Source organism: Streptomyces sp. NBC_00122 (assembly GCF_045160845.1).
Taxonomy (GTDB): Bacteria; Actinomycetota; Actinomycetes; order Streptomycetales; family Streptomycetaceae; genus Streptomyces.
The window spans coordinates 1,945,288-1,971,839 of sequence record NZ_CP108191.1; the positions used below are offsets into that span (position 1 = coordinate 1,945,288).

General features: G+C 69.5%; 24 protein-coding genes and 2 tRNA genes. 6 read left to right on the plus strand and 20 right to left on the minus strand.

Going from position 1 to position 26,552, the window contains the following annotated elements:
* Window positions 1-162: 162 nt before the first annotated feature.
* The 3 genes from ndk to OG737_RS09220 all read right to left on the minus strand — a co-directional run bounded on the left by ndk (window position 163) and on the right by OG737_RS09220 (window position 2,541).
* On the minus strand, window positions 163-573 hold the full coding sequence (gene ndk, locus OG737_RS09210; RefSeq protein WP_215140040.1) for a nucleoside-diphosphate kinase: 411 nt from the start codon (window positions 571-573) through the stop codon (window positions 163-165).
* 64 nt (window positions 574-637) lie between these two features.
* Window positions 638-1,006, minus strand: coding sequence for a DUF4233 domain-containing protein (locus OG737_RS09215; RefSeq protein ID WP_328925713.1), 369 nt, complete (start codon window positions 1,004-1,006; stop codon window positions 638-640).
* A 2-nt stretch (window positions 1,007-1,008) separates the two neighbouring features.
* Window positions 1,009-2,541 (minus strand): bifunctional folylpolyglutamate synthase/dihydrofolate synthase, encoded by a 1,533-nt coding sequence (locus OG737_RS09220; protein WP_405679950.1) that lies wholly within the window; start codon window positions 2,539-2,541, stop codon window positions 1,009-1,011.
* A gap of 117 nt (window positions 2,542-2,658) precedes the next feature.
* Between OG737_RS09220 and OG737_RS09225 the strand changes: the two genes are divergently transcribed.
* Window positions 2,659-3,384 carry a rod shape-determining protein gene (locus tag OG737_RS09225; RefSeq protein ID WP_405921397.1) on the plus strand — a complete coding sequence of 242 codons (726 nt, stop codon included), beginning with the start codon at window positions 2,659-2,661 and terminating at the stop codon, window positions 3,382-3,384.
* A 17-nt stretch (window positions 3,385-3,401) separates the two neighbouring features.
* Here the strand turns inward: OG737_RS09225 and OG737_RS09230 are convergent, their stop codons facing one another.
* On the minus strand, window positions 3,402-4,565 hold the full coding sequence (locus tag OG737_RS09230; protein WP_328925716.1) for an ATP-binding protein: 1,164 nt from the start codon (window positions 4,563-4,565) through the stop codon (window positions 3,402-3,404).
* Window positions 4,566-4,807: 242 nt separating this feature from the next.
* On the opposite strand from OG737_RS09230, the gene OG737_RS09235 reads away from it, so the two are divergent.
* A complete protein-coding gene (locus OG737_RS09235) occupies window positions 4,808-5,995 on the plus strand; it encodes an IS4 family transposase (protein WP_405677048.1) in 1,188 nt (395 codons plus the stop codon).
* A 209-nt stretch (window positions 5,996-6,204) separates the two neighbouring features.
* Here OG737_RS09235 and OG737_RS09240 read toward each other — a convergent pair whose 3' ends face one another.
* On the minus strand, window positions 6,205-8,826 hold the full coding sequence (locus OG737_RS09240) for a valine--tRNA ligase (protein WP_328925717.1): 2,622 nt from the start codon (window positions 8,824-8,826) through the stop codon (window positions 6,205-6,207).
* 98 nt (window positions 8,827-8,924) lie between these two features.
* Between OG737_RS09240 and OG737_RS09245 the strand changes: the two genes are divergently transcribed.
* Together OG737_RS09245 and OG737_RS09250 are read left to right on the plus strand one after the other, a co-directional pair.
* Entirely contained in the window at window positions 8,925-9,626 is a 702-nt protein-coding gene (locus OG737_RS09245) for a hypothetical protein (RefSeq protein ID WP_405921398.1), read from the plus strand.
* A 106-nt stretch (window positions 9,627-9,732) separates the two neighbouring features.
* Entirely contained in the window at window positions 9,733-10,644 is a 912-nt protein-coding gene (locus OG737_RS09250) for a hypothetical protein (protein WP_328925719.1), read from the plus strand.
* Window positions 10,645-10,699: 55 nt separating this feature from the next.
* Here the strand turns inward: OG737_RS09250 and OG737_RS09255 are convergent, their stop codons facing one another.
* The 6 genes from OG737_RS09255 to OG737_RS09280 all read right to left on the minus strand — a co-directional run bounded on the left by OG737_RS09255 (window position 10,700) and on the right by OG737_RS09280 (window position 15,868).
* Window positions 10,700-10,972, minus strand: coding sequence for a hypothetical protein (locus OG737_RS09255; protein WP_328925720.1), 273 nt, complete (start codon window positions 10,970-10,972; stop codon window positions 10,700-10,702).
* Window positions 10,973-11,141: 169 nt separating this feature from the next.
* Window positions 11,142-12,428, minus strand: a complete 1,287-nt coding sequence (clpX, locus tag OG737_RS09260; RefSeq protein WP_328925721.1) for an ATP-dependent Clp protease ATP-binding subunit ClpX — start codon at window positions 12,426-12,428, stop codon at window positions 11,142-11,144.
* Between the two features lie 153 nt (window positions 12,429-12,581).
* Window positions 12,582-13,253 carry an ATP-dependent Clp protease proteolytic subunit gene (locus OG737_RS09265; RefSeq protein ID WP_328925722.1) on the minus strand — a complete coding sequence of 224 codons (672 nt, stop codon included), beginning with the start codon at window positions 13,251-13,253 and terminating at the stop codon, window positions 12,582-12,584.
* Between the two features lie 67 nt (window positions 13,254-13,320).
* The gene (locus OG737_RS09270) at window positions 13,321-13,938 is read right to left on the minus strand and encodes an ATP-dependent Clp protease proteolytic subunit (protein ID WP_328925723.1); all 618 of its coding nucleotides are present in this window, start codon (window positions 13,936-13,938) and stop codon (window positions 13,321-13,323) included.
* A 276-nt stretch (window positions 13,939-14,214) separates the two neighbouring features.
* Window positions 14,215-15,603: a trigger factor gene (gene tig, locus OG737_RS09275; protein WP_328925724.1), complete on the minus strand. Its 1,389-nt coding sequence runs from the start codon at window positions 15,601-15,603 to the stop codon at window positions 14,215-14,217.
* Window positions 15,604-15,791: 188 nt separating this feature from the next.
* A tRNA-Pro gene (locus OG737_RS09280) sits at window positions 15,792-15,868 on the minus strand.
* Window positions 15,869-16,036: 168 nt separating this feature from the next.
* On the opposite strand from OG737_RS09280, the gene OG737_RS09285 reads away from it, so the two are divergent.
* Window positions 16,037-16,107 (plus strand) — tRNA-Gly (locus OG737_RS09285).
* 74 nt (window positions 16,108-16,181) lie between these two features.
* Here the strand turns inward: OG737_RS09285 and OG737_RS09290 are convergent.
* From OG737_RS09290 to OG737_RS09305, 4 genes are all read right to left on the minus strand, one after another.
* The gene (locus OG737_RS09290) at window positions 16,182-17,756 is read right to left on the minus strand and encodes an FAD-binding oxidoreductase (protein WP_405921399.1); all 1,575 of its coding nucleotides are present in this window, start codon (window positions 17,754-17,756) and stop codon (window positions 16,182-16,184) included.
* 322 nt (window positions 17,757-18,078) lie between these two features.
* On the minus strand, window positions 18,079-18,210 hold the full coding sequence (locus OG737_RS09295; protein ID WP_328925726.1) for a hypothetical protein: 132 nt from the start codon (window positions 18,208-18,210) through the stop codon (window positions 18,079-18,081).
* The gene (locus tag OG737_RS09300) at window positions 18,207-19,598 is read right to left on the minus strand and encodes a vanadium-dependent haloperoxidase (RefSeq protein ID WP_405679946.1); all 1,392 of its coding nucleotides are present in this window, start codon (window positions 19,596-19,598) and stop codon (window positions 18,207-18,209) included. The genes OG737_RS09295 and OG737_RS09300 overlap by 4 nt, the downstream gene beginning before the upstream one ends.
* A gap of 377 nt (window positions 19,599-19,975) precedes the next feature.
* Window positions 19,976-21,229: a hypothetical protein gene (locus OG737_RS09305; protein ID WP_405921400.1), complete on the minus strand. Its 1,254-nt coding sequence runs from the start codon at window positions 21,227-21,229 to the stop codon at window positions 19,976-19,978.
* A 379-nt stretch (window positions 21,230-21,608) separates the two neighbouring features.
* On the opposite strand from OG737_RS09305, the gene OG737_RS09310 reads away from it, so the two are divergent.
* Window positions 21,609-22,109 (plus strand): DUF4231 domain-containing protein, encoded by a 501-nt coding sequence (locus OG737_RS09310; RefSeq protein WP_328925729.1) that lies wholly within the window; start codon window positions 21,609-21,611, stop codon window positions 22,107-22,109.
* Here the strand turns inward: OG737_RS09310 and OG737_RS09315 are convergent.
* From OG737_RS09315 to OG737_RS09335, 5 genes are all read right to left on the minus strand, one after another.
* A complete protein-coding gene (locus OG737_RS09315; RefSeq protein WP_150519620.1) occupies window positions 22,106-22,300 on the minus strand; it encodes a hypothetical protein in 195 nt (64 codons plus the stop codon). The two genes, OG737_RS09310 and OG737_RS09315, sit on opposite strands and share 4 nt — an antisense overlap.
* Before the next feature lie 176 nt (window positions 22,301-22,476).
* On the minus strand, window positions 22,477-22,932 hold the full coding sequence (locus tag OG737_RS09320; RefSeq protein WP_405921401.1) for an HD domain-containing protein: 456 nt from the start codon (window positions 22,930-22,932) through the stop codon (window positions 22,477-22,479).
* Window positions 22,929-24,317 (minus strand): pyridoxal phosphate-dependent decarboxylase family protein, encoded by a 1,389-nt coding sequence (locus tag OG737_RS09325; RefSeq protein WP_405679944.1) that lies wholly within the window; start codon window positions 24,315-24,317, stop codon window positions 22,929-22,931. The genes OG737_RS09320 and OG737_RS09325 overlap by 4 nt, the downstream gene beginning before the upstream one ends.
* A gap of 154 nt (window positions 24,318-24,471) precedes the next feature.
* Window positions 24,472-25,293: an ABC transporter ATP-binding protein gene (locus OG737_RS09330; protein ID WP_405921402.1), complete on the minus strand. Its 822-nt coding sequence runs from the start codon at window positions 25,291-25,293 to the stop codon at window positions 24,472-24,474.
* Between the two features lie 113 nt (window positions 25,294-25,406).
* Complete coding sequence (locus OG737_RS09335; RefSeq protein WP_328925733.1) at window positions 25,407-26,549, minus strand: PP2C family protein-serine/threonine phosphatase; 1,143 nt, start codon at window positions 26,547-26,549, stop codon at window positions 25,407-25,409.
* Between the last annotated feature and the right edge of the window lie 3 nt (window positions 26,550-26,552).

Below are 26,552 nucleotides of genomic sequence, written 5' to 3' on the forward strand. Positions count from 1 at the left end.
CCCGCCCCCTCAGTGGTGACGACGTGTACTGCCCAGGCGTTCCCGGTATCGGCCGGAAATACCGCAGGGCGACCGAAATTACTTCGGTCGCCCCAGGTCATGAGCGCTATTCGGCTGATGTCGCGTCAGGAAGTGTGATCGCGGAGTTATCGAAGCGCGGGGTCAGAGCGCCGGGAAGAACAGCTTCAGCTCGCGCTCGGCGGACTCCTCGGAGTCCGAGGCGTGGATCAGGTTCTCCCGGACGATGGTGCCGAAGTCGCCCCGGATGGAGCCGGGCGCCGCGGCGATCGGGTCGGTCGGGCCCGCCAGCTGGCGGACGCCCTCGATCGCGCGTTCCCCTTCGACGACCAGGGCGACGATCGGGCCGCTGGCCATGAAGCCCATGAGGGGCTCGTAGAACGGCTTGCCCTTGTGCTCGCCGTAGTGCGCCTCCAGGGTCTCCTGGTCCAGCGTGCGCAGCTCCAGCGCGGGGATGGTCCAGCCGGCCTTCCGCTCGATACGGCCGATGATCTCGCCGACCAGACCGCGACGGACGGCGTCGGGCTTCAGCAGGACGAGGGTGCGCTGGGTCATGTTGCGGCTCCTTGCGGCATACGGGTGCGGTAGGACGAATCTACAGGGCCATCAAGGTGACCCGTCACGCAGCGTCAGGCGCCCCGGGGGCCGCCGCGGCCTCCTGGGTGGCCGCCCAGCGGGCCTTGACCGCGTCGATCTTTCGGCCGTAGTGCACCGAGCACCACCACAGGGCGGCGAAGACCGCACCGAGGAAGAACATCGTCGGGACGACGAACCCGCTCGCGATCAGGCCGATCTGCAGGGCCCAGCCCAGCTGTACCGCCCCGGGACGCGAGAGCATCCCGCACAGCAGCACCGACAGCAGCATGCTGACCCCGCACACCGTCCAGACCGCCGCCTGGGTCAGGTCCGGGTCCTTCATGGCCACCAGGCCCGCGAAGCCGATCACGAAGAACTCGCCGATCAGCGTGCTCGCACACAGCGTGCGCATCCTCAGCCCCTCTTCAGCAGCAGGCGGGCCTCGCCCACCGTGATCACGGAACCGGTCACCAGGACCCCGGCCCCTCCGTACTCGGCCTCTTCCTCCGCCAGGGTGATCGCCGCCTCCAGGGCGTCGTCCAGCCGCGGCTCGACCTGCACCCGGTCCACGCCGAAGACCTCGACCGCGACGGCCGCAAGCTCGTCGGCGCCCATCGAGCGGTGACTGGAGTTCTCCGTCACCACCACCTCGGCGAAGATCGGCTCGAAGGCCTCCAGCACCCCCCGGACGTCCTTGCCCTCGCTCGCGGCCACGACGCCGATCAGCCGGCTGAAGCCGAACGACTCGGTGACCGCCGCCGCGGTGACCGCCGCGCCCGCCGGGTTGTGCGCCGCGTCCAGGACCACCGTCGGGCTGCGCCGCACGACCTCCATGCGGCCCGGCGAGGTCACCGAGGCGAAGGCCTTCCGTACGGTGTCCGGGTCCAGCACGCGTGCGTGCTCCTGGCCGATCCCGAAGAAGGCCTCGACCGCCGCCAGCGCCACCGCCGCGTTGTGCGCCATGTACGCGCCGTACAGCGGCAGGAAGATGCCGTCGTACTCGCCGCCCACACCGCGCAACGTCAGCTGCTGCCCGCCGACCGCGACCTCGCGCGAGACCACGCCGAACTCCATGCCCTCGCGGGCCACGGTCGCGTCGACCTCGACGGCCTTCTTCAGCAGCGCCTGCGCCGCGTCCACCGGCTGCTGCGCCAGGATCACGGTGGCGCCCTGCTTGATGACGCCGCCCTTCTCCAGGGCGATCTCGCCGGGCGTGGAGCCGAGCCGGTCGGTGTGGTCCAGGCTGATCGGGGTGATCACGGCGACCGAGGCGTCGATGACGTTGGTCGCGTCCCAGGTGCCGCCCATGCCGACCTCGATCACGGCCGCGTCGACGGGAGCGTCCGCGAAGGCCGCGTACGCCATCCCGGTGAGCACCTCGAAGAACGACAGCCGGTACTCCTGCGCGGCGTCGACCATCTCCACGTACGGCTTGACGTCCTGGTACGTCTCGATGAACCGCTCGGCGGTGATCGGCGCCCCGTCGAGGCTGATCCGCTCGGTGACCGACTGCACGTGCGGGCTGGTGTAGCGGCCGGTGCGCAGCTCGAAGGCGTTCAGCAGGGCCTCGATCATGCGGGCCGTGCTGGTCTTGCCGTTCGTGCCGGTGACGTGGATGGAGGGGTACGCGTGCTGCGGCTCTCCCAGGACGTCCATCAGCGCGGCGATCCGCGACACGGACGGCTCCAGCTTGGTCTCGCCCCAGCGGGTGGCGAGCTCCTGCTCCACCTCCTGCAGCGCCTTGGCGACCTCCGGGTCGGCGGGCAGGGCGGGCACCGGGTCACCCTGGGGCGGTCCGGCCTGGGCGCGCAGGGTGCGGCTGCCGGCCTCGATCACCGCCAGGTCGGGGTCGCGGTCGGACTCCTCCGCGATGATCTGGTCGAATTCGTCGGATCCATCGAAGGGGCTGTCGTGACTCTCGGGGCTCTCGGGCTGCTGCTCACTCACGGAACCCAGTCTACGGACGAGGACCCGCGGGACTTTCGGCCCGGGCATTCCGGGACGTTCGGCGGGCGGGCGACGAGATCGTTATGCAAGCCTTGCGGGCAGGAGATTGGGGAACAAATGCCGCAGGCCAGCACCAACAAGACAGCTTCCAGCCGCGACATAGGGATGGACCTGGGCACCGCCAACACCCTCGTCTACGCACGGGGCCACGGAATCGTCCTCAATGAGCCGTCCGTGGTCGCCGTGAAGGCGGGCACGACCACCGCGCTGGCCGTCATCGGCGGCGGCACCTCCGAGGTCGCCGTCATCTCGCTGGGAGGCATCGTCACGTCCCGGTCGCTGCGCGTCGGCGGGGACCGGCTCGACGCGGCGATCATGGACTACGTCCGCAAGGAGCACTCCCTGCTCATCGGCGAGCGCACCGCCGAGGACGTCAAGGTGGGCATCGGATCCGCCTGGCCGGTGCCGGACCGGCCGGAGCTGGAGACGCTCGCCTTCACCGTGCGCGGCCGCGAAAAGGTCGGCGGCATGCCGAAGACGCTCTCCTTGGCCGCGACGGAGGTACGGGCCGCGCTCGACGAGCCCGTCGAGGCGATCATCGCCGCCGTGCGCACCACGCTGGAGGAATGCCCGCCGGAACTGTCCGGCGACGTGATGGAGCACGGCATCGTCCTGACCGGCGGCGGCGCGCTGCTGCCCGGGCTCGACCTGCGGATGACCTCGGCGACCGGCATCCCGGTCTTCGTGGCCGACAGCCCGCTGGACTGCGTGGCCCTGGGCTCGGGCCGCTGCGTCGAGGACCTGGACACGCCGGGCGCCCTGCCGGCCCCGGCGAAGGCCTAGGCGACGCTTAGCCGCGCTTAGCCGGCCACGGCCTCGCCGCGGGGCAGGGTCGCGACGACCTCGTACGAGTCCTCCGTGCGCCTCGCCGTCAGCTCTCCGCCCAGGCTGCGCACGCGCTCGGACATGCTCGCCGTGCCCGAGCCCGCCGAGACCGGGGCCCGGCCCGGGGTCCGGGCGGGCAGGGTGTTGCTGACGGCGATGCGCAGCCGGGGGCCGTCCGCCGTGACCGACACGTCGATGGTCTCGCCGTGCGCGTGCTTGGCGGCGTTCGTCAGGCACTCCTGCACCACCCGGTAGACCGCCGCCTGCCGCAGCGGCGACAGCGCGTGCGCGTCCGGATCCAGGGCCAGCCGTACCGGCGAACCGGCCCGCCCGCTCTCCTCCGCCAGCGCCGGCAGCCCCTCGACCCCCGGGGTCGAGGCCCGCTCCCCCCGCTGCACGATGATCTCGTTGAGCACCAGGTGGGCCCGGCGCGCGGTGTCGGCCAGCTCCTCGAAGTCCGGCCCGTACGAGGTCTCGCGCGCCCGCGTCGACAGCACCTCGGAGCGCACCGTGAGCAGGGTCAGCTCCCGCCCGACGAAGTCGTGCACGTCGCGGGCGACGGAGGTGCGCTCCTGCTGGACCGCCTGGAGCACGGCCGACTCGGCCCGCCGGGCGGTGAGCTCCGACACCAGGTCGTGCCGGTAGGCGGCGATGCCCACGGCGGCCGCGAGCACGCCGATGGGCACGATCAGGCTGAGGAAGGAGCTCAGGCTCTCCACCCTGGGCTCGGGCCAGCCCGGCACGCTGAACACCAGCAGCGCGAAAGCCACGTACCCGAGCGTGGCGAGGATCCCGGCCCGGCGGCCCCGGTAGCGGCCGACCGAGTAGAGGGCGAACTGGATCAGGGTGAGCTCGTGCAGCCAGCCGATGAACAGCAGCGCGGCGAGGTACGAGACCCAGGGCGCCCGGCGCCGCACCAGCAGGGTCGAACAGCCGGCGGCGAGCACGACGGCGGCGAGCGGCCCGTTGAGCGAGTTGTCGGCGGCGGCGAGGCCGGGAAGGTCCAGCGCCATCAGGGCGAGGCAGCTGAGGGCCGTGAGCACGTCCAGCGCCCGCGGTGAGCCGGCCCACCCCTCGCTGAGCCGGCGGCCGTGGGCCGCGGCCCGGTGGAACGCCGAGGCGACGGGCTTGACGTGCATGCCCTCCATCATCCGTGCACAGCGCCACGGATCGGATCCACAGGGACCGGATATCGAGTGATTTAGGGCACTTCAGACAAGCCGGAAGTTCCTGCGACACCGCCCCCCGCGCGGGGAAGGCATACGGGGAAGGCCCCCACATCGACCGACGGTGTGGGGGCCTTCACTCGCTTGCGGCGGCTAGCCGCAATGCCGTTGACATTGATCTGGATCGGTGAGACGACGTCATCGGGGGTGGTGGCATGGCGTCGTCTCTGCCGGATCTGGCCGGGGTGGGTGTGCTGACCCGGATGTATCCGCCGTGGCTGGTGGACGAGGTCGTGGCCCAGTGCGACCGGACGGAGAAGCGTCGGCGGCTGTTGCCGGCCCGGCTGGTGGTGTACTTCCTGCTGGCGATGGCATTGTTCTCGCCCGCGCCGTATCTGGAGGTCATGCGGCACCTTGCTGAGGGCCTGCGGTGGGCGGGGCTGTGGGGGTCGTGGCATCCACCGAGCAAGGCTGCCATCTTCCGGGCGCGTGGACGGCTCGGGGTCGAACCGATGGCCGCGCTGTTCGACAGATGCGCCCGACCGCTGGGCACGCCCGCGATGCCCGGGGTGTTCTGGAGGGGCTGGCGGCTGATGGCCATCGACGGCACCCGTTTCGATGTCGCCGACAGTGCGGCGAACGCCGCTGAGTTCGGCCGCCCTGGGACCGGCCGCGGGGAAGGCACCGGCGGATATCCGCAGGTCCAGGTCGTCGCTCTGGTCGAATGCGGCACCCACGCCGTCGTCGATGCGGTGCTCGGCGGCTGGCATGACGGCGAGGTCCGCCTCGCCGAGGACCTGGAACGCTCACTGACCGAGGACATGCTCGTCCTGGGCGACCGCAACCTGCCCTCGACCCGGTTATGGCGAGCCCTGACCAGCAGCGGCGCTGACCTGTGCTTCCGCGCCAAGACCAACCGCCGCCTGCCCGTCCTGCAAACACTGCCCGACGGGTCCTGGCTCACCGTGATCCAGGCCGGAGACGACAAGAAGGCCGGCCGCGAGCCGGTGGCGGTCCGCGTGATCCGCTACCGCCTGGACGACCCGGGACGACCCGGCGAGGACCAGTACGTGCTGCTGACCTCGGTCCTGGACCCGGTCCGGGCCCCGGCCGCTGACCTGGCCGCGCTCTACCCGCAACGCTGGGAGTGCGAGAGCGTCCTGGACGAGATCAAGACCCATCAGCGCGGCGCCAAGACCGTTGTCCTGGCCAGCAAGACGCCCACCGGCGTCCGCCAGGAGATCTATGCCCACCTGCTGGTGCACCACGCCCTGCGCGCGCTGATGGCCGAAGCGGCGGCCGGTGGTCCCGAGCCGGTCGACTGTGACCGGCTCTCCTTCACCACCGCCCTGCGGGCGGCCCGCCGCACCGTGACCATCCTGCCCGGCTCTTTTTCCCCCTGACCACCTGCACAGGGCCTGGCGGCATTTCCGCGCCGAGGTCACCGAGCGGCTCCTGCCCCCGAGGCGACTGCGCAGCCAGCCCCGGGTCGTCAAACGCAAGATGTCGAACTACAAGGCCAAGGCCAGTCGCCACCGCGACTGGCCCCAGCCAACCCGGCCCTCACACGACGCCATCGTGATCCAACCGCCATAAAGCAACGGCATTGCGGCTAGCCGGCCGGCAGCGCGTCCAGCTGGGCCCGGAGCCGCGCGATGTCGGCCTCGGCCTTGGCGAGACGGCCCTTGATCTTGTCCACGACGTTGTCGGGGGCCTTGGCGATGAACGCCTCGTTCCCGAGCTTCGCCTCGGCCTGCTGCTTCTCCTTCTCGGCTGCGCCGAGGTCCTTGGAGAGGCGCTTGCGCTCGGCGGCCACGTCGATGGTGCCCGACAGGTCGAGCGCGACGGTCGCGCCGGCGACCGGCAGGGTCGCGGTGGCGCTGAAGGAGTCGCCCTCGGGCTGGAGGCGCAGCAGCTGGCGGATGGCGCCCTCGTGGGCGGCCAGCGCCGTACCGGTCAGGTCCAGGCGGGCCGGGACCTTCTGGCCGTCCTGGAGACCCTGCTCCTTGCGGAACCGGCGGACCTCGGTGACGACGGCCTTGACGAGGTCGATCTCGGCCTCGGCCGCCTCGTCGCGGAAGCCGCTGTCGCTCGGCCAGTCGGCGATCACCAGGGACTCGCGGCCGGTCAGCGTGGTCCACAGCGTCTCGGTGACGAACGGGACCACCGGGTGCAGCAGCCGCAGCATGACGTCGAGGACCTCGCCGAGGACCCGGCCGGAGACCTGGGCCTGCTCGCCGCCCGCGAAGAAGGTCGTCTTCGAGAGCTCGACGTACCAGCTGAAGACCTCGTCCCACGCGAAGTGGTACAGCGCGTCCGACAGCTTCGAGAACTGGTAGTCCTCGTAGAACGCGTCGACCTCGGCCACGGTCTTGTTGAGCTGGGACAGGATCCAGCGGTCGGTGGCCGACAGCTGCTCGACCGGCGGCAGCTCGCCCTCGATCGTCGCGCCGTTCATCAGCGCGAAGCGCGTGGCGTTCCAGATCTTGTTGGCGAAGTTGCGGGAGGCCTGGACCCAGTCCTCGCCGATCGGGACGTCGACGCCCGGGTTGGCGCCGCGGGCCAGGGTGAAGCGGACCGCGTCCGAACCGTAGGTGTCCATCCAGTCCAGCGGGTTGACCGCGTTGCCGAAGGACTTCGACATCTTCTTGCCGAACTGGTCGCGGACCATGCCGTGCAGGGCGATGGTGTGGAACGGCGGGGTGCCGTCCATCGCGTACAGGCCGAACATCATCATCCGGGCGACCCAGAAGAAGAGGATGTCGTAGCCGGTGACCAGGACGGAGTTCGGGTAGAACTTCGCCAGGCTCTCGGTCTGCTGCGGCCAGCCCATGGTGGAGAACGGCCACAGACCGGAGGAGAACCAGGTGTCCAGGACGTCCGTGTCCTGGGTCCAGCCCTCGCCGCTCGGCGGCTGCTCGTCGGGGCCGACGCAGACGACCTCGCCGTTCGGGCCGTACCAGACCGGGATGCGGTGACCCCACCACAGCTGGCGCGAGATGCACCAGTCGTGCAGGTTGTCGACCCAGTCGAAGTACCGCTTCTCCATCTCCTGCGGGTGGATCTTGACCTTGCCGTCGCGGACCGCGTCACCGGCGGCCTTCGCCAGCGGGCCGACCTTGACCCACCACTGCATGGACAGGCGCGGCTCGATGGTGGTCTTGCAGCGCGAGCAGTGGCCGACGGAGTGGGTGTACGGACGCTTCTCCGCGACGATCCGGCCGTCGGCGCGCAGCGCGGCGACGATGGCGGAGCGGGCCTCCAGCCGGTCCAGGCCCTGGAAGGGGCCGTGGGCCGTGATGATGGCGTGCTCGTCCAGGACGGCGAGGTTCGGCAGGTTGTGGCGCTGGCCGATCTCGAAGTCGTTCGGGTCGTGCGCCGGGGTCACCTTGACGGCGCCCGTGCCGAACGCGGGGTCGACGTGCTCGTCGGCGACGACCGGGATCCGGCGGCCGGTCAGCGGCAGTTCGATCTCGGTGCCGACGAGGTGCTTGTAGCGCTCGTCCTCCGGGTGGACGGCGACGGCGGTGTCACCGAGCATCGTCTCGGCGCGGGTGGTCGCGACGACGATGGACGCGTCGCCCTCGCCGTAGCGGATCGAGACGAGCTCGCCCTCGTCGTCCTGGTACTCCACCTCGATGTCGGAAATCGCGGTGAGGCAGCGCGGACACCAGTTGATGATGCGCTCGGCGCGGTAGATCAGCTCGTCGTCGTAGAGCTTCTTGAAGATCGTCTGGACGGCCTGCGAGAGGCCCTCGTCCATGGTGAAGCGCTCGCGCGACCAGTCGACGCCGTCGCCGAGGCGGCGCATCTGGCCGGAGATCTGACCACCGGACTCGGCCTTCCACTGCCAGACGCGCTCGACGAAGGCCTCACGGCCCAAGTCGTGGCGGGACTTGCCCTCCTTGGCGAGCTCGCGCTCGACGACGTTCTGGGTGGCGATGCCCGCGTGGTCCATGCCGGGCTGCCACAGCGTCTCGAAGCCCTGCATGCGCTTGCGGCGGGTCAGGGCGTCGATCAGCGTGTGCTCGAAGGCGTGGCCCAGGTGGAGCGAGCCCGTGACGTTCGGCGGCGGGATGACGACGGTGTACGGCGGCTTCTCGCTCTTCGCGTCGGCCTCGAAATACCCACGTTCTACCCAGCGCTCGTAGAGCTTCCCCTCTACCTCGGCCGGCGCGTACTGGGTCGGCAGTTCGGAGTTGGGGCTGCTGGGTGTCTGCGTGTTCTCGGTCACGAGCCAAAGGATACGGGCGGTCCCACCTCCGTTACGAATCGATACCGCAGAGCGGCCGCCCGTTGACCTTGGCCGCGGCGGACCCGTCTCATGCGGGCATGAACGAGATCAGCCGGCAGACCTTCCCGGCGCAGCCCGGACAGCCTGCCCAACCTGCGCCACCCGTGCCACCCGTGCCACCCGTGCCACCCGTGCCGCCCGCGCCGCCGAAGAGCAAGCGCGCCCTCAAGACCGTCGGGACGGTGCTGGGCATCGCCGCGGGCGTCGTCATCGGCAAGCTCGCCGTGGCCGCGCTCCTCGGCGGGACCGACGGCCCCGCGGACGCTGGCCGCTACAAGCTCGTGCCGCCCGCCACCTTCCAGAGCCTGAGCCTGCAGGACTCCGGACCGCGGGTCGACGCGATCAAGCAGGGCCAGAACCAGTCGGGCCCCGCGAAGCCGGGCACGACGAGGGTGGCCGTCGTGTACGCCGACCAGGCGGGCACCGCTCAACTGGTGGTCAGCGGCGCGGCGGGCAGCTTCCACGACAAGGACCCCGGCGCCGAACTCACCAATGCCCTGAAGGGGATGGGCCTCAAGGAGGCGGAGATCACGACGCACGAGGCCGGGAACCCGGCGGGCGGCGCGATGCGCTGCGGCACGGTCGTGATAGCCGAAGGTTCGATGCCGATGTGCATGTGGGCGGACCACAGCTCCCTGGTGACGGTCACCGTCCCCATCGAGAACAAGCCGGTGACCATCGACGCGCTCGCGACGCGCGCCCGTGAGCTGCGGGCCGTGATGGAAGTGTCCGCGCCGTAGTAGTTCCGTAACGCCTGGGACCCCGGAGCCCGGCCGCGATCGATCTTCCGCAAGGATGTGAGCCACATAAGAAGTTCCTAAAGAAGTTCCTAAGGGGGACGCAGGGATGAGCTACAACCAGCCAGGGCCTTACGGTCAGCAGCCGCAGCAGCCCGGACCGTACGGGCAGCAGCCCCCGCCGCCGGGCCCGTACGGGCAGCCCGCGCCCCAGCCGGGCTACGGCTACCCGCAGCAGCAGCCGGGCGTCCCCCCGCAGGGCTACCCCCAGCAGCCGCCGACGCCCGCGTACGGCTACCCGCAGCAGCAGGCCCCGTACGGTGGGCAGCCGCCGAAGAAGTCCAAGGCGGGCGTCATCATCGGGGTGGTCGTCGCGGTCGCGGTCATCGCGGGCGCCGGCTGGTACTTCACGAAGGGCGGCGGCGCAGGCGGCTCGGTCGCTTCCGACACCAAGGGCTACAAGCTGGTCGCTCCGGAGTCGGTCGACGACTTCAAGAAGGATCCGAAGTACCAGGACAAGCCCATTACCGACAAGGACAAGACGGAGGCGGAGGCCGTCGGCATCAAGAACCCCACCAAGGTGGGGCAGCAGTACCAGTCCGGCGACCCGAGCAACCCGCTGTCGGCCAAGGCCCTGAACTTCTCCGGCCTCTACGGCGAGATCGCGGACCCCGAGAAGACGGTGGACGCCTACTTCGCCACGGCCAAGCTCAACGCCGGCAAGGACAAGTCCATGTCGGTGGAGCTGATCGGGAGCCCCCAGGCGGTGACGCCGTCGGGGTTCAAGGGAGCCGTGATGAAGTGCCAGGAGATGAAGTTCACCTCGACGAGCACGAGCACCACGGCCAAGGGCCCGAAGCAGTTCACGCTGCCGGTCTGCATCTGGGGCGACTACAGCACCTTGGCCATGGTCAGCGCGACCGACCTGGCCTCCGTGATGGCGGGCAAGACGGGCTACACCCTGGAGCAGACCTCCGAGCTGGCGGCGAAGCTCTACAACACGGCCCGCGTCAAGTCCTGATCAGGAGGGCGGTCGGCGCAGGGCGACGCGCCCCGCGCCGACCTGTCCCACATTCTCACGCCAGCTGGTAGCACGCCGTGGAAGCGTCATCGGCCTTCACTCCAAGGTCCACCAATGCCCGCAGACAGGCAAGGCGGTTGAATCCATTGGGATCCCATGTGGCGCCGACATCGCACGCATCCTGCACCCTCGGACCCACGGTGTAACCCAAGTTGCGCATGTAGACCTGACAGTCAGCCGACGAGGCCGACGCGGGTGAGGCCGCCACGATCGGCAGTGCAGCCGCAGCAAATGTGGCCGCCAGAACGCCGAGCGTACGCTTCTTCATTCTCTCGTCCCTCCGTAGAAGAATTTCCCGAGATGAAGTTGATCAAGGGGGACGTCCCCACGCCAGATGGTCTAGAACAATTGACCGATTGCTGCGCATCGGAGTCCTGAACGCGCGAAGGGGGCGCCCCCGACCGGGAGCGCCCCCTTCGCGTACGTTCTGTCGTCGGCTACGCCGACTTCTCCTGCGGGCCCTGGTCCTTCGGGACGATCCGCGGGACCAGCGTCGGGTTGACGTTGGAGCGGACGACCTCGGCGGTGATGACCACGCGGGCCACGTCCTTGCGGGACGGGACCTCGTACATCACCGACATCAGGACCTCCTCCATGATGGCGCGCAGGCCGCGCGCGCCCGTCTGGCGGAGGATCGCCTGGTCCGCGATGGCTTCGAGGGCCTCGCGCTCGAAGTCCAGCTCGACACCGTCGAGTTCGAACAACCGCTGGTACTGCTTCACCAGGGCGTTACGCGGCTCGATGAGGATCTGGAGCAGGGCCTCGCGGTCCAGGTTGTGCACGGAGGTGATGACGGGGAGGCGGCCGATGAACTCGGGGATCATCCCGAACTTCACCAGGTCCTCCGGCATGACCTCCTGGAACTGGTTGCTCGCCTCGATCTCGCGCTTCGAGCGGATCGTCGCCGCGAAGCCGATGCCCTTGGCGCCCGCACGCGACTCGATGATCTTCTCCAGGCCGGCGAAGGCGCCGCCCACGATGAAGAGCACGTTCGTCGTGTCGATCTGGATGAACTCCTGGTGCGGGTGCTTGCGGCCGCCCTGCGGCGGGACGGAGGCCGTCGTGCCTTCCAGGATCTTCAGGAGGGCCTGCTGCACGCCCTCGCCGCTCACATCGCGGGTGATCGACGGGTTCTCGCTCTTGCGGGCGACCTTGTCGATCTCGTCGATGTAGATGATCCCGGTCTCGGCCTTCTTGACGTCGTAGTCGGCGGCCTGGATCAGCTTGAGCAGGATGTTCTCGACGTCCTCGCCGACGTACCCGGCCTCCGTCAGCGCCGTCGCGTCGGCGATGGCGAACGGGACGTTGAGCATGCGCGCGAGCGTCTGGGCCAGCAGGGTCTTGCCCGAGCCCGTGGGGCCCAGCAGCAGGATGTTGGACTTCGCGAGCTCGATCGCGTCGTCCCGGCCCTGCGCGCCGCCGTTCTCGCCGGCCTGGACCCGCTTGTAGTGGTTGTAGACCGCGACGGAGAGCGCCTTCTTCGCCGGCTCCTGGCCGACGACGTAGCTCTCCAGGAACTCGTAGATCTCACGGGGCTTGGGGAGTTCCTCCCACCGGACCTCGGAGGTCTCCGCGAGTTCCTCTTCGATGATCTCGTTGCAGAGGTCGATGCACTCGTCGCAGATGTACACACCGGGTCCTGCGATGAGCTTCTTCACCTGCTTCTGGCTCTTTCCGCAGAACGAGCACTTGAGCAGGTCGCCGCCGTCACCGATGCGTGCCACGAGGTGCTTCCCCTTCGCCTGGGAGACGCCTGGTTCAGCGCTCCTGGTGCCTCATATCCGACGGTACCTTGCCGGGGGCCCCGAACGGGGCCCCCTTGACGTGGTTCACATCGCCGAATTCGACGGCGTGTCCACGCCAATTGGCGGCAAGGATCAGTGCGAGCTCTTGCGGGTGGAAACGACCTGGTCGATCAGGCCGTACGCGAGAGCGTCCTCCGCAGTGAGAATCTTGTCGCGCTCGATGTCGTCGCGGATCTTCTCGATCGGCGTCGTCGAGTGCTTGGCCAGCATGGTCTCCAGCTGGTCGCGCATGCGCAGGATCTCGTTGGCCGCGATCTCCAGGTCGGAGAGCTGCTCGCGGCCGGTGCCGCCGGAGGGCTGGTGGATCAGCACACGGGCGTTCGGCAGGGCCATGCGCTTGCCGGGGGTGCCGGCGGCGAGCAGGACCGCGGCGGCGGAGGCCGCCTGGCCCATGCAGACCGTCGAGATGTCCGGCTTCACGAACTGCATCGTGTCGTAGATCGCCGTCAGCGCGGTGAAGGAGCCACCGGGGCTGTTGATGTAGATCGAGATGTCGCGGTCCGGGTCCATCGACTCCAGGCACAGCAGCTGCGCCATGACGTCGTTGGCGGAGGCGTCGTCGATCTGCACGCCGAGGAAGATGATGCGCTCCTCGAAGAGCTTCGCGTACGGGTCGTACTCGCGCACGCCCTGCGAGGTGCGCTCGACGAAGCGCGGGATGACGTAGCGGTTGTCCACCTGAGCGCCGGTGTAGAGGCCGCTCGCGGGAGAGAGGTTGTTCATGTGCATCTGGGTGTTCACCATCCTGGTGGCGTTCTGCGGGCTGAGGCTTGCCTGTGCGGGCGGGCGTACGCGAGGTCGCGCGCCGGGATCAGGCCCCGGTGCCGCCGCCGCCCGGCACGTTGGACGCGGCCGAGATGATCTCGTCGATGAGGCCGTACTCCTTGGCCTCCTCGGAGGTGAACCAGCGGTCGCGGTCGCCGTCGCGGATGATCGCCTCGACGGACTGGCCCGAGTGGAACGCGGTGATCTCGGCCATGCGCTGCTTGGTGCGCAGCAGGTACTGGGCCTGGATCTTGATGTCGGACGCGGTGCCGCCGATGCCGGCGGAACCCTGGTGCATCAGGATGTCGGTGTTCGGCAGGGCGAAGCGCTTGCCCTTGGCGCCACCGGTGAGCAGGAACTGGCCCATGGAGGCCGCCATGCCCATACCGATGGTGACGACGTCGTTCGGGATGTACTGCATGGTGTCGTAGACCGCCATGCCCGCCGTCACGGAGCCACCCGGGCTGTTGATGTACAGGTAGATGTCCTTCTCCGGTTCGGCGGCCAGGAGGAGGAGCTGCGCGGTGATCTTGTTGGCGATCTCGTCGTCGACCTGCTGGCCGAGGAAGATGATGCGCTCGCCGAGCAGCCGGTTGTAGACATGGTCGCCGAGGCCGCCACCGATGGACGGCTCACCCGCGGCGTAAGGCATCAGATTCGTCACGTATCCACCTGCTCGTCTCCGACGGCCATGTGCCGTCTCAGCGTCTCGTTCTGGGGCGCGGTCCGGCCGGTGCGGACAAGTCCGCCGGCATCCGGGTACTCACGTGCCCTCGTATTCATGGACCCTAACGCGCAGGTCGGACAACGCCATCCCGCTTCCCGAACTGTTCGCTCGGAGCGCAAGCTCCCAGGGCCTTCCGGGGCCTGTGCAGAAGGGCCCGGACGCGGCTGCGTCCGGGCCCTTCTCGGCACTGCTCAGTGGGCTTGGCCCGGGGTGTTACTTGGCCTCTTCGGCCTTGTCCTCGGAGTCACCCTCGACGGCGGCCTCGACCGTCTCGACGGCCTGCTCCTCGTCCTCGTCGGAGAGGTCGACGACCTCACCGTTGGTGTCGACGACCTTGGAGGCCTCGACGACGACCGCGAGGGCCTTGCCGCGGGCGACCTCGCCGACCAGCATCGGGACCTGGCCACCCTCGACGACGGCCTGGGCGAACTGGTCGGGGGACATGCCGGAGGAAGCGGCGCGGCGCATGAGGTGCTCGGTGAGCTCCTCCTGGTCGACGCCCAGCTTCTCCTTGTTGACCAGCGCGTCGAGGACGAACTGGGTCTTGATGCCCTTGATGGCCTGCTCGGAGGTCTCGGCGTCGAACTCCTCGACCGTCTTGCCCTGGAACTCCAGGTACTTCTCGATGGTCAGACCCATCTGGCCGAGCTGGTGGTGCTCCAGGTTGTGCTTGCGGGTCTGGACCTCGTCCGCGAGGAGCTTCTCGGGGATCGGCACCTCGACGAGCTCCAGCAGCTTCTCCAGGACGCGCTCCTGGGCCTGCGTGGCCTGGTCGTACTGCTTCATGTTCTCGAGGCGCTTGCGGCTGTCCGCCTTGAGGTCCTCGAGGGTGTCGAACTCGCTCGCCATCTGCGCGAACTCGTCGTCCAGCTCGGGAAGCTCACGGGCGGAGACCTTGGTGACCTTGACGGTGACCTCGGCGTCCTTGCCCTCGGCGGAGCCGCCCTTCAGCTGGGAGGTGAAGGTGGCCTCGCCACCGGCCTCCAGGCCCTTGACGGCCTCGTCGATGCCTTCGAGCAGCTCGCCCGAGCCGATGGTGTAGGACACGTCGGAAGCGACGCCGTCCTCCAGCACCTCACCGTCGACCTTGGCCTCCAGGTCGATCGTGACGACGTCGCCGTCCTGGGCGGCGCGCTCGACGTCCTTGGTGGACGCGAAGCGGCCGCGCAGCTGCTCGACCGACTTCTCGATCTCCTCGTCGGAGACCTCGATGGCGTCGACCTCGACCTCGATGCCGGAGTAGTCCGGGATCTCGATCTCGGGGCGGACGTCGACCTCGGCGGTGAAGGCCAGCAGCTCGCCGTCCTTCAGCTCCGTGATGTCGACCTCGGGCTGGCCCAGCGGGTTCAGGTCGGCCTCGTTGACCGCCTCGGTGTAGAACTTCGGGAGGGCGTCGTTGACGGCCTCCTCCAGCACCGCACCGCGGCCGAAGCGCTGGTCGATGACGCGGGCCGGGATCTTGCCCTTGCGGAAGCCCTTCACCGTGACCTGCTGGTTGATCTTCTTGTACGCCGCGTCGAGGCTGTCCTTGAGCTCCTCGAAGGGCACCTCAACAGTGAGCCGAACCCGAGTCGGGTTCAGGGTCTCCACGGCGCTCTTCACGGTTCGGTCTCCTTGTGGCTGACTGCTGGGGGTTCTGCCGTCACGCTGCGATTCAGCGGTTCAGCGGACTTCGGCCCGGTACATCAGACACACGGGCACGCAGCTTGCATAGTAACCGCAAGCGGCAATCAGCCCACAACGCGATCTTGTGGAGACCCCTTCTACGGACTCGGAGGGGACACTGCTGCTGGTCGGGGTGGCCGGATTCGAACCGACGACCTTCCGCTCCCAAAGCGGACGCGCTACCAAGCTGCGCCACACCCCGTCGGTGCGACACGTAGGGTACATGCCCGGAGACCCTCTGATGCGCTGGGTTTCCCGACCGGTTTCCGGCAGGTCCTCGCCGCGGGCGCGAATGTGGTGTGCGTTCCCCTGGCTCGACCCGCTAGGATGCTGTCCGTGCCGCGGTCCCCGGACCTGCGGCGCGCGCGTTGCGGGCGTAGCTCAATGGTAGAGCCCTAGTCTTCCAAACTAGCTACGCGGGTTCGATTCCCGTCGCCCGCTCTGAATGACGAAGGGCCAGGTCAGAGGACGTTTCCTCCGCCTGGCCCTCAGTCGTTCCCACGCGCCGTTCGGGCTCAGCGCGTGCCGATCGCCTGCTGGTAGTCGAAGAAGCCGGTCGGGTCGTATTTCCGCTTCACGTCGACCAGACGGGGGTAGTTCGTGCCGTAGTAGGCCTCCCGCCAGTTCTTCAGCGTCGGATCGGGGAAGTTCTGGTACGCCTGTTCGGGGGCCTTGCCGGGGAAGATGTCGTCGTAGAACTGCTGGACCCAGCGGAGGTTGGCTTTGGCGACGCTGGGGAGGTCGTAGTCCGCCCACGAGGTCTCGGCGGCGAAGACGAAGAGGTCGTCTCGGTGTACGAACGCGGTCGCGTTCGGCGGTACCTGGTTGATCTCACCTCCGAGGGCGAACATCGCGAACCCGGCTCCGTCCTCGTTGCCGCTGCCGGGCCAGTCCAGCAGGCGCTCGGCTGCCGCGCTGACCTGCTGATCGGTCAAGAGAGTGCGGGAGTCCAGGATCGCCGATTTGGTGGCGAAGCGTTCGATCGGTGTGGTGGCGCTCAGCAGTACGCTCGCCTCACCGGGCGTGACCTGACGAACGGACGCGCTGTTGCGGGCGCGTTCCTCGCTCGTGCCGATCTCGAGCAGCGGTTCGAGGATGGCCCGCAGTTCGCGGACAGTGCCGTAGAACTGGCCGATGGCGTTGACGTTGGCGTTCGCACGGATCTGCGCCTTGGTCCTCCCGTCGGTACCGATGCCCAGACGCAGATGGAACCGCCTGTCGCCCACGGTGTCCTGGGCGATGCGCTGCGCGGCGGCGACCGCCGGCAGTACGGAGTCCAGGCTCCATCGGAGCTGGTAGAAGCCCACGGTGCCCTCGAACTGCTCGTACTGGAAGGTGAACGAGGTGTGGACACCGAAGTTGTTGCCGGCTCCGCCGCGGCAGGCCCAGAACAGGTCGGGGTGCGCATCCTCGCTGGCCTTGACCGTGCGTCCGTCGGCGAGGACGACGGTCGTGGAAACGAGCCGGTCGCAGGTCAGGCCGAACATCTTGTCGCTGAACCCGATACCGCCGCCGAGCACCAGCCCCGCGACCCCGACGCTGGGGCAGCGACCGGTCGGCACGAACATGCCGTCGTCCTCCAACAGCGGATGCAGGTCGCCATTGGTGACGCCGGCCCCTACGGTGATGGTACCGGCGTCGTGCACGACCCTCATCGGCCCGTAGGTCCGAGGGCGGGCTCGGCCCGGCGTCGGAGTGGAGACGATGCTCTTCATGCGGGCCATGTTCAGCAGCAGGCCCGTGGTGGTCGAATACCCGGCGTAGTTGTGTCCCAGCCCCGAGCGCGGCACGGCGGGCATCTCTACCGAGCGAGCCCAGCGGATCGCTTCGGACACGTCCTCGGCGGTCGCGCAGGCAACGATGCCGGCAGGCTGAATTCCGTCGTACCTGTGGTTGTACGGCAAGGCCAGCGACGGGTATACGGGGCCATGCGGCCGGTAGAGGGTGGCCCCGGGCGACAGCGCATCAGCCAGCCGCTTCCAGTCCCGGCCGTCGACCGCCCCTGCCGCCTGAGCTGACGCAGCCGCACTCTCCGGTGCCTGCAGCCCCAGCGCGCCGCCGATGCCGCCCAGCACACCCGCCCGCAGCACGTCCCGCCTGTCGATCACGACGACCTACCCTCACACAGCGGTCGCAGACTCCCCTGCGATCCCATCGGCCAGTCCATTGATCGTCGACCGGCGCCATCCCCGTCGAAGGCCCACTCGCCGGACCCGCCACACGAAAGGACGAGGGACGCACTGCCAAACAGCTCAGACCCACACCCAGGGCCGTTGCCCGCACGGCGCGGATCGCCTGGATGCCGGCGCCTTCACCGCCGCTGCGAACGTGCCGTCAGCGCCTTCACCAGGTGGGCTGGGCAAAGGCGCTGACGGCTTTTCGGGCATCCAGAGGATGAGTGGACCCGCGCGGTCAGGCTTCGAGCCGACGGGGGACGGCGCTCGGGCGCCGTCCCCCCGGGTCCGGGATGCGGTGGTCGAGGGTGATCATGCCGGCGCCGAGCAGTTCGGCGATCCGGGTGATCGAGCGGCCGGGCCGTTTCACCGGTGATCCGGACGGCCGTGATGTGTCGGCTGCAGCGCGTTGGCGAACACGTAGTCCGCGACGTTGGTACCGATCTCCCTCCCGTCCTCGGCGTCCCAGCGGAAGTGCGCGCCCAGCCAGAGTCGGCTGAACTCGCCCTCCTCGGCGACCTGGCTGAAGCTGTTCATCTGGCGGTACGCCACGAGGGTGTGCGGGTCCTCGGAGTGCGCGGTGAACGAGGCGTCGTCACGGTCGAAGAAGTGCTGCATCGCAGTTGCCCACGCAGCCGTGAAGTTGGCGTGCCCGGAGGTCCAGGCGGGGAAGCACGGGGTCCACGGTGCCCCCGAGCGGTCTGAGGTGAGGGGCTGCCAGTCCGCGTTCGCGCCGCCCGTCGCCTGGACCGCGGACACCGGGCGCCACTCATTGATCGGGGAGTCGTACTTGCTGTCCCAGGCCGCGATCCCGGCATCCGCCAACGACAGCGCCGACAGCGCGAACAAGTGGGTGGTCTCGTACGTGTCGAGCTTGAACTTCTTGGCGACGGTCCCGGTCAGCTCGAGCAGTTGCCCCGGGGGGTGGTAGGTGCCGTTCAGGTCGTGGTCCCAGAACCAGCCGACGACGGTCTGATCGTAGGTGCGCTCGGTGGAGTCGACGGCACCGACCCGTCGCACCTCGTCGACCTGGCGCGCGTACTCCGGGCTGGCCAACATTTCGTCGTAGGACGTGAAGCCCCGCAGGGTCGGAGGCCGGAACTGCGAGCCGGAGCGGAGCACGAACGGCTTCACCTTGCCCCAGTTCGGGGTCACCGCGTCGCTCGGCTCCTTGCAGGCCCCTTCGTCAGGCGTCGCCTCTTCGCCCGTCGGCCGCCAGGCTCCAGGGGTGGTGGTGTCACCGTCGTAGACATCCGGGTTGTCCGAGCCGTCGTCCGCCCGGGCTCTGTTGATCTGCCTCACCACGCGGTCGACCACGAGGCGGTCGAGGGGGTCGTAGGAGTGGGGGGAGCGACCGGTTCGGGCCTCGTACCGGGCGTCGATGTAGGCCTGATCGCCCGGGTACAGCTCGGAAATCATTCGGTACGCCGTGCGGTCGATCAGCCGCTCTTCTTCGTTCGGATGCGGCCGCGACGATCTGTCGGCGTACTTCACCGGCTTGCTGAGGTACGGCTGGTACTTCAGCGTTCCGTACGTGTATTGATAGGCGCTCTCGGCGTTGTAGATCGCCGCGAAGACCATCGCCCCGGACCGGGAGAGTTTGCCGGGCGAGGCGTCCGAGCCCCGCGCATTGCGGAACGTCTGCAGCAGGACCTTGTTCCAGTACTGCGTCGGATCGTCCTCGTGCCGTGCCACGGCGGCGGCCTGCGGCGCACCGGCCGCCACCGGACTCAGCCCGGCGAGCAGGGCACCGGCCACGACAGCGGCCCGTAGCCGTCCCAGGCGCCTGCCGGCTCGGTACTTCAGGCGTGGGAGCACAGGCTCCGTGGACGACCGACGGCCATGATCGCGTTCGAGGGGCACGGCTTTCCTTTCGACGTCGCTGATCAGCAACGGCAGGGTAATGTCGGATATGCCGCGAATAAGGTGACCCACGCCGATCCGTAGATGCTCTTGCATTCATTCGGAGTCATGCGGAATTGCCCATATGGACGTGATCGACAGCCAGTCGAGCTGTGACGGCCCAGGCGATTCCCGTCGCCCGCTCTGAGTACTGAAGGGCCAGGTCAGAGGAGAATTCCTCAGCCTGGCCCTTCGTCATTCCCGTACGAGCCCGCTCAGCGCGTCGGCGCTCTTCAGACGCAGCCGGGTACGGTGCTGGGGCTACCACAGTTGTTGGGCTGGTTGCCGGCGACGAGACTGGCCACCCGCGTCACCGTGCCGCTGGCGTTGAAGATGCCGCCACCGTCCGCACCCGTTCCCAGCGCCCGGTTGTCGGTCACCGGGCTGCTGGTGAGAGCCACCGTGCCGGAGGACGTGTTGAAGATGCCGCCACCGCGGGAGTTCGTGCCGTTGGCGGTGTTTCCGGTGACCGGGCTGCTGGTGAGCTGCACCGCGCCGGAAATGTTGAAGACGCCGCCGCCCTGTGCGTTGTTACCGGTGATGGTGTTGCCCGTGACCAGGCTTCCGTTCAGCTTCAAGGTTCCGGCTTGCGCGATGCCGCCGCCCTGCGCGTTGTTGCCGGTGACGTCGTTGCCGGTGACGTCGTTGCCGGTGACCGGGGTGCTGTTCAGCGTGACCGCCGTGCCGACGGCGGCGGCGATCCCGCCGGCCAGGGAGGTTGCGTGGTTGCCGGTGATCCTGCTTCCGTTGACGGTCGCCGTGCCGGAACCTCCGAACGGGCTGACGAATACGGCTCCGCCGGCCCCCGCCGTGTTGTTGGAGAGCGTGCTCCAGTTGACGCTCACCGTGCCGTTGTCGTTGTCGACGGCCCCACCAAAGGTGTCGGCGATGTTGGCGGTGAGCCTGGTGCTGTTCAGCGTCAGTGCGGGACCGGCGCCATTGAGCCAGATGGCACCGCCCCGGCCGTTGCCGAGGCTGGAGGACGCGTGACCGTTGCTGAGGGTCAGGGCATTGAGAGTGAGGTTTCCATTGGGGCCGTCGATTTCAAAGAAACGGAAATTGGCCGCGGTTACGGCTCGGGTGATGGTGTCGCCCACTCCGTTGATCGTGACGTTGCTCGTGATGACCGGCAGTCCGTTGTCGTCGTTGGGTGGTGTGGCGTCGGCAAGGGTGTAGGTGCAGCCGGGTCTGAGGTTGACCGTGCCGCCCACTGTGGCGACAGCGCCGATCGCGGCTTGCAGGTCGCTCTCGCTGCAGCTGGTCACGTTCACGATCAGCGCCCGGCCGGCGGCACGGGTGGTTCTGCCTTCCTCGGCGGAGGGAATGCCGAGCATCGGGCTGGCAGGCGCCGCGGCCGGCTGCGACACGCCGAGTAGGTCCGGACCCGGCGTGTCAGCTTGTGCGGTAGCGGGCGGCGTGACGACGCCGAAAGCGGCGAGGGTGAGTCCCATGAAAATGGGGGCGGTACGAGAGATGCTCAGACGCATCGGGGCTCCTTCGGGCGGATCGCGCATGTCGTTCCGGAAAGCAATGCCGAAACATCAACAGAAATAATTAATGTCGGATTAATTAGCGGGAAGACAACACGCCCAGCTACGACCAGAATTCAGCCGAGAGGCCCTCGCCTGAATGGCCGCCGGTGACGCGGAGGTGTCCTTGCTCTCGCGCTCTGTCGGCGGAGGTGCGCAAACCGCCGACGCAGATACCCCCGGGGGCCCCAGCGGGCCGCGTCCCCCGCGCGTCCTGGCGGGAGGTCATCGGCGGGGCGGATCGGAGGACGATTCCCCGATCCGGCCCTGAGGCGTTTTCAGGTCTTTGCAGGGTTTTCGATTGACGCCGCGCGCGTTCGCCGGTGTACTCCCACGCATGCCGGATGCGGAAGCGACCCAGCAGTACCTGGAGACGAGGCTGTCCCAGTATCAGAAGTGGTACGACCGGAAAGCCGTCAGGATGAAGGCCATGCATCTCAGGATGCGGACCGTCTCCGTGGTCGGCGGCGCACTGGTCCCCGTGCTCGTGAACATCGACCTGCCGTTCGCCAGGATCACCGCCACGGTGCTCAGCCTGGTCGTCGTCGGCTCCGTGTCGCTGGAGAGCGTGTACCGGTACCGCGAGATGTGGAAGAACTACAGGTCGACGGAGCAACTCCTCGGCCACGAGCGGGTCTACTTCGAGACCGGGGTGGGGCCGTACGCCGGCCTCTCGGACACCGAGTCCTTCGCGAGGCTGGTGTCACGGGTGGAGAAGGCCATCGCCAACGAGAACTCCGCCACCTTGAACGTCATGACCCTGGGCGGTCAGGTGAACGCCGACCTCCAGGCCCAGTACGTCATCCCCGAAGCCCGGCAGGAACGCCGGGACCTCTAGAGCTTGATGTTCGCGATCATCGTCGCGAGGGAGTTGAGGAAACGGTTCACGTCGTCGGCGATCGAGCTGGACGCCAGGAAGAAGCCGAAGAGGGCCGCGACGATGGCGGGTCCTGCCTTGATGTGGTTGCCGCGGATCAGCACCACCAGGATGACCGCCAACAGAACCACCACTGACAGCGAAATGGCCACTACTGATCACACCTTCGGTCGTCCCCTGGTCGGCCCGGGGCGCACGGCCACGCACACCCCCACATGGACCATCCTCCCACCAACGGGCCCCACCTATCCGCCCCGTGACGAATCACCATCGTTCCGTTTCCGCCAACCACACGTGCACAAGGCATATTTCGGGCACGGGGCGGGGGTTACGGGGCGGTGAGGCCGAGCAGGGAGCGGACATGGGCGTACTTCGCGGCCAGCCGCTCGCGCGTGGGACCGTCCAGTACGGAGAGCCGAACGGGATCGGCGTTGTGCGCGAGGTCGGCCTCCTTGACCAGGAGGGCGCCGGAGGTGGCGAGGATCCGGGCCGTGTACTGCTCCACCGGTTCGCCGGGGTGTTTGGTGACGGCGAGGACGATGTCCTTCACGGACTGCGGGAGGGCGGCGGAATCCAGCCAGGTGAGGCTGAGGGCGTCGTCCTCGATCGCGTCGTGGAGCCAGGCCGCCGCCTGCTGCTCGGGACTGCCGCCGCGCACGCGGACTCCCTCGGCCACGGCCGCGAGGTGCTCCGCATACGGCCGGCCGGCCTTGTCGGTCTGCCCCTCGTGCGCGGTGCGGGCGAGGGCCTCGACCTCGATGAGGGTCAGGGGGCTGCTCGTCATGCGATCTCCCTTGCCGCTGCCTTGAGGGTCTGCGCGACCCGGTGCACATCCGCCTGTGTGGTACGCCAGTTGGAGAACGCGGCGCGCAGGGCGGGGGTTCCCCCGTAGACGGTCGGAGTGACGAAGACCTCGTCGGCCACGGCCTCGCGCAGGGCGGCGAGCCGGGCCTGGGTGGGGTCGGCGGCCAGGGTGAAGCAGACGACGTTGAGCCGGACCGGGGCGAGCAGGGTGAAGGCGGCGTCCTGGGAGAGGCGCTCCCCGAGGGCGCGGGCGCAAGCGATGTCCCGCTCGACGATCTCCCGGTGGCCCTGGCGGCCGTACGCGCGGAGCGTGAACCAGGCGGCGAGGGCGCGCAGCCGGTGGGAGTTCTCCGGGGTGAGGTGGACCAGGTCGGGGAAGTCGCCGAGGGGGCCGAGGTAGGCGGCGGCGTTCTGGAACACGCGGGCCTGGAGGTCCTGCCGGCGGGTGAACTGGACGGCGCTGTCGTAGGGGACGTTGAGCCACTTGTGCAGGTCGACGCAGAGGGAGTCGGAGGCGTCGAGGCCGTCCGCGAGGTGGGCGTGGTCCGGGGAGAGGGCCGCGAAGGCGCCGAAAGCGGCATCGGTGTGCAGCCAGAAGTCGTGGCGCTCGCGCAGGGACGCGACGGCCCGGAGGTCGTCGAAGTCGACCGTGTTGACCGTGCCCGCGTTGGCGACGACCACGGCCGGGCCGGGCGTGTCGGTCAGGGCCCGCTCCAGTGCGGCCGGGTCGACGGCCTCGCGGCCGGGCAGGGTCGGGACCTTGACGAGGGAACCCCGGCCGAGGCCGAGGACCGACAGGGCCTTGGCGATGGAGGAGTGCGGGGCGCCGGAGAGCACGCGGACGGGGCCGAGGGCGGCGACGCCGTCCTCGGCCGGGGCGACGCCGAGGCGTTCCCCGAGCCATTCGCGGGCTATGGCGAGGCCGGTGGTGTTGGACATCGTGGCGCCGCTGACGAAGGTGCCGGTGTGGGCGTCGGAGAGGTGGAAGAGCTCGCGGAGCCAGCCGACGGTCTCGCGCTCGAGGTCCTGGCCCGCGCCGTCGAGGGCCGAGTTGGAGTTCTGGTCGTAGGCGGCGGTCAGCCAGTCCCCGGCGAGGGCGGCGGGGGTGGCGCCGCCGGTGACGAAGCCGAGGTAGCGGGGCCCGGCGGAGGCCGACAGCCGGGGCTCCCAGCGGTCCTGGAACGCGGCGAGGGCCGCTTCCGTGCCGGCGCCGTGCTCCGGGAGGGGCTCGGGGCCGTCCGGCTTTCCGGCGGGCGGTACGACGGGACGCGCGTCCAGGGCGGACAGCGCGTCGGCGGCGGCGCGACGGGTGATGTCGAGGAGGTCGGGGAGCCGGGCGAGGTCGGCGGCGAGCGTGCGGTCCATGGAAGCACGTTAGGCGCAGCCGGGGTGGCGGGGGCGGGCCAATCCGGGGTGATTGGCCCGCCCCTGACCGCCCGCCCCTGACCGGCCGCCCCTGACCGCCCGCGCTGACCGCCCGCCCTGACCGGCCCGTCCCCAACGGCCGGCGCAGGCCGGGTCAGGCCGCCGCTCCGGCGTGCGCCGGGGCCGGGCGGGCGGTGAGCGCCGTCATCCGGGCGGCGATGGCAGCGGCGGAGCCGTGCGCCAGCCGGTCCGCGATCAGGCCGTCGGCGAGGAAGAGCACCTGGTCGGCGTGGGCCGCGGCGACCGGGTCGTGGGTGACCATCACGACGGTGGCGCGCAGGGAGTCGACGGCGGTCCGGAGCAGTCCGAGCACCTCGGCCGCGGTGGTGGTGTCGAGGGCGCCGGTGGGTTCGTCGGCGAAGACCACGTCGGGGCGGGTGACGAGGGCGCGGGCGATGGCGACACGCTGCTGCTGGCCGCCGGAGAGCTCTGCGGGGCGGCGCCGGCCCTTGCCCTCCAGGCCGACGCGGGTGAGCAGGTCGGCCGCCCGGTCCCGGTCGTGGCCGGTGGAGCGGCCTGTGGCGAGCCGCGTCGGGAGCAGCACGTTCTGTTCGACGGTGAGGGAGGGCAGCAGGTTGAAGGCCTGGAAGACGAAGCCGAGGCGGCTGCGGCGCAGTTCGGTGAGCTCGTTCTCGTCCATGCCGGTGATCTCGGTTCCGCCGAGGCGGACGGAGCCCTCGGTGCGCACGTCGAGTCCTGCGGCGCACTGGAGGAAGGTGGACTTGCCGGAGCCGGAGGGGCCCATCACGGCGGTGAAGCTGCCGCGCGGCAGGCTCAGGTCGATCCCGCGCAGCGCGTGCACGGCGCCGGCCCCGTTCCCGTACTGGCGCCGTACGCCGCGCAGCTCCACGGCGGCCGAGGTGCCGGGCCCCTCGGCCGTCTCGTCGTGCCGCCGCTTGGTTCGCCGGATCCCCATGGTGTGCAGCCTTCCGTGACGTCGCTGTTCGTGGTGCCGACGCTACGGATCATGGCGGGGCGGCGGCCATGACGGCGCCCGGCGGAACGGGGGTGGGGCAAACCCCACCCCGGTCAGGGGGAGCGGCGGATCAGCAGCAGCGCGCGGTCGTCGTTGACGTCCTTGGCGACCTTTTCGATCAGGTGCCAGGCGGCGCCCTCCCAGCCGGCGGCGACGTAGCGGTCGGCTTCGCCGGTGAGGCGGTCCATGCCCTCGCTGATGTCGCGGTCGGCCGTCTCGACCAGGCCGTCGGTGAAGAGCATCAGGACGTCGCCGCGGCGGAGGTTCCCGCGGGCGGGGGTGAACTCGGCGCCGTCGTAGACGCCGAGCAGCGGGCCCTCACCGGTCTTCTCCTGCCAGCGGCCGGTGCCCGCGGAGAGCTGGAGGGCGGGGAGGTGGCCGGCGGAGAGGAGTTCGTAGTCGCCGGTCGCCAGGTCCAGGACGAGGTGGATGGAGGTGGCGAAGCCCTCGTCCCAGTCCTGGCGGAGCAGGTAGCCGTTGGCGGCGGGCAGGAAGCCGTGCGGTGGCAGCGCGCCGAGCAGGCCGCCGAAGGCGCCGGACAGCAGCAGGGCCCGGGAGCCCGCCTCCATTCCTTTGCCGGAGACGTCGGTCAGGACGATCTCCAGGGTCCGGCCGCCGTTGGTGCGTGCCGCGACGACGAAGTCACCGGAGAACGACTGGCCGCCGGCCGGGCGCAGCGCCATCTCGCGGTGCCAGCCGCGGGGCAGGGCGGGCAGCTTGCTCTGGACGCGGATCCGTTCGCGCAGGTCGAAGAGCATGGTGCCGCCGCGCCGCCAGGGCACGCCGACCCGGCTGCGGAACTGGGCGATGACCAGCCCGAAGAAGCCGCAGGCCGCGACGACGAGGACGGTACCGGGGGTGACCCGCGCCGGGCCCTGGGTGTAGGGGCCGAGCACCAGGGCCTCGACGATCAGCGCGGCCGCGGAGGCGGCGTACAGCGCGAGGAGGCTGGCGGGGCGCAGCAGCAGGCCGCCGGCCACGATCGGCAGGACGAGCGCCGACGGCGAGAACCAGACGGGCAGCATCAGGGTGCCGCAGGCGATGGCGGGGACGGTGGCCAGCAGGCCGGCGAAGGCGAGCCAGTCCGAGGCGTCGCCGCGGAAGTAGTCGACGGCTGATTTGCGCAGGGCGGTGCGCGCCCGGCGCGACAGCATGCGCATCCGGGCCATGAGGGATTCCACGCGTGCTCCGGCCATTGC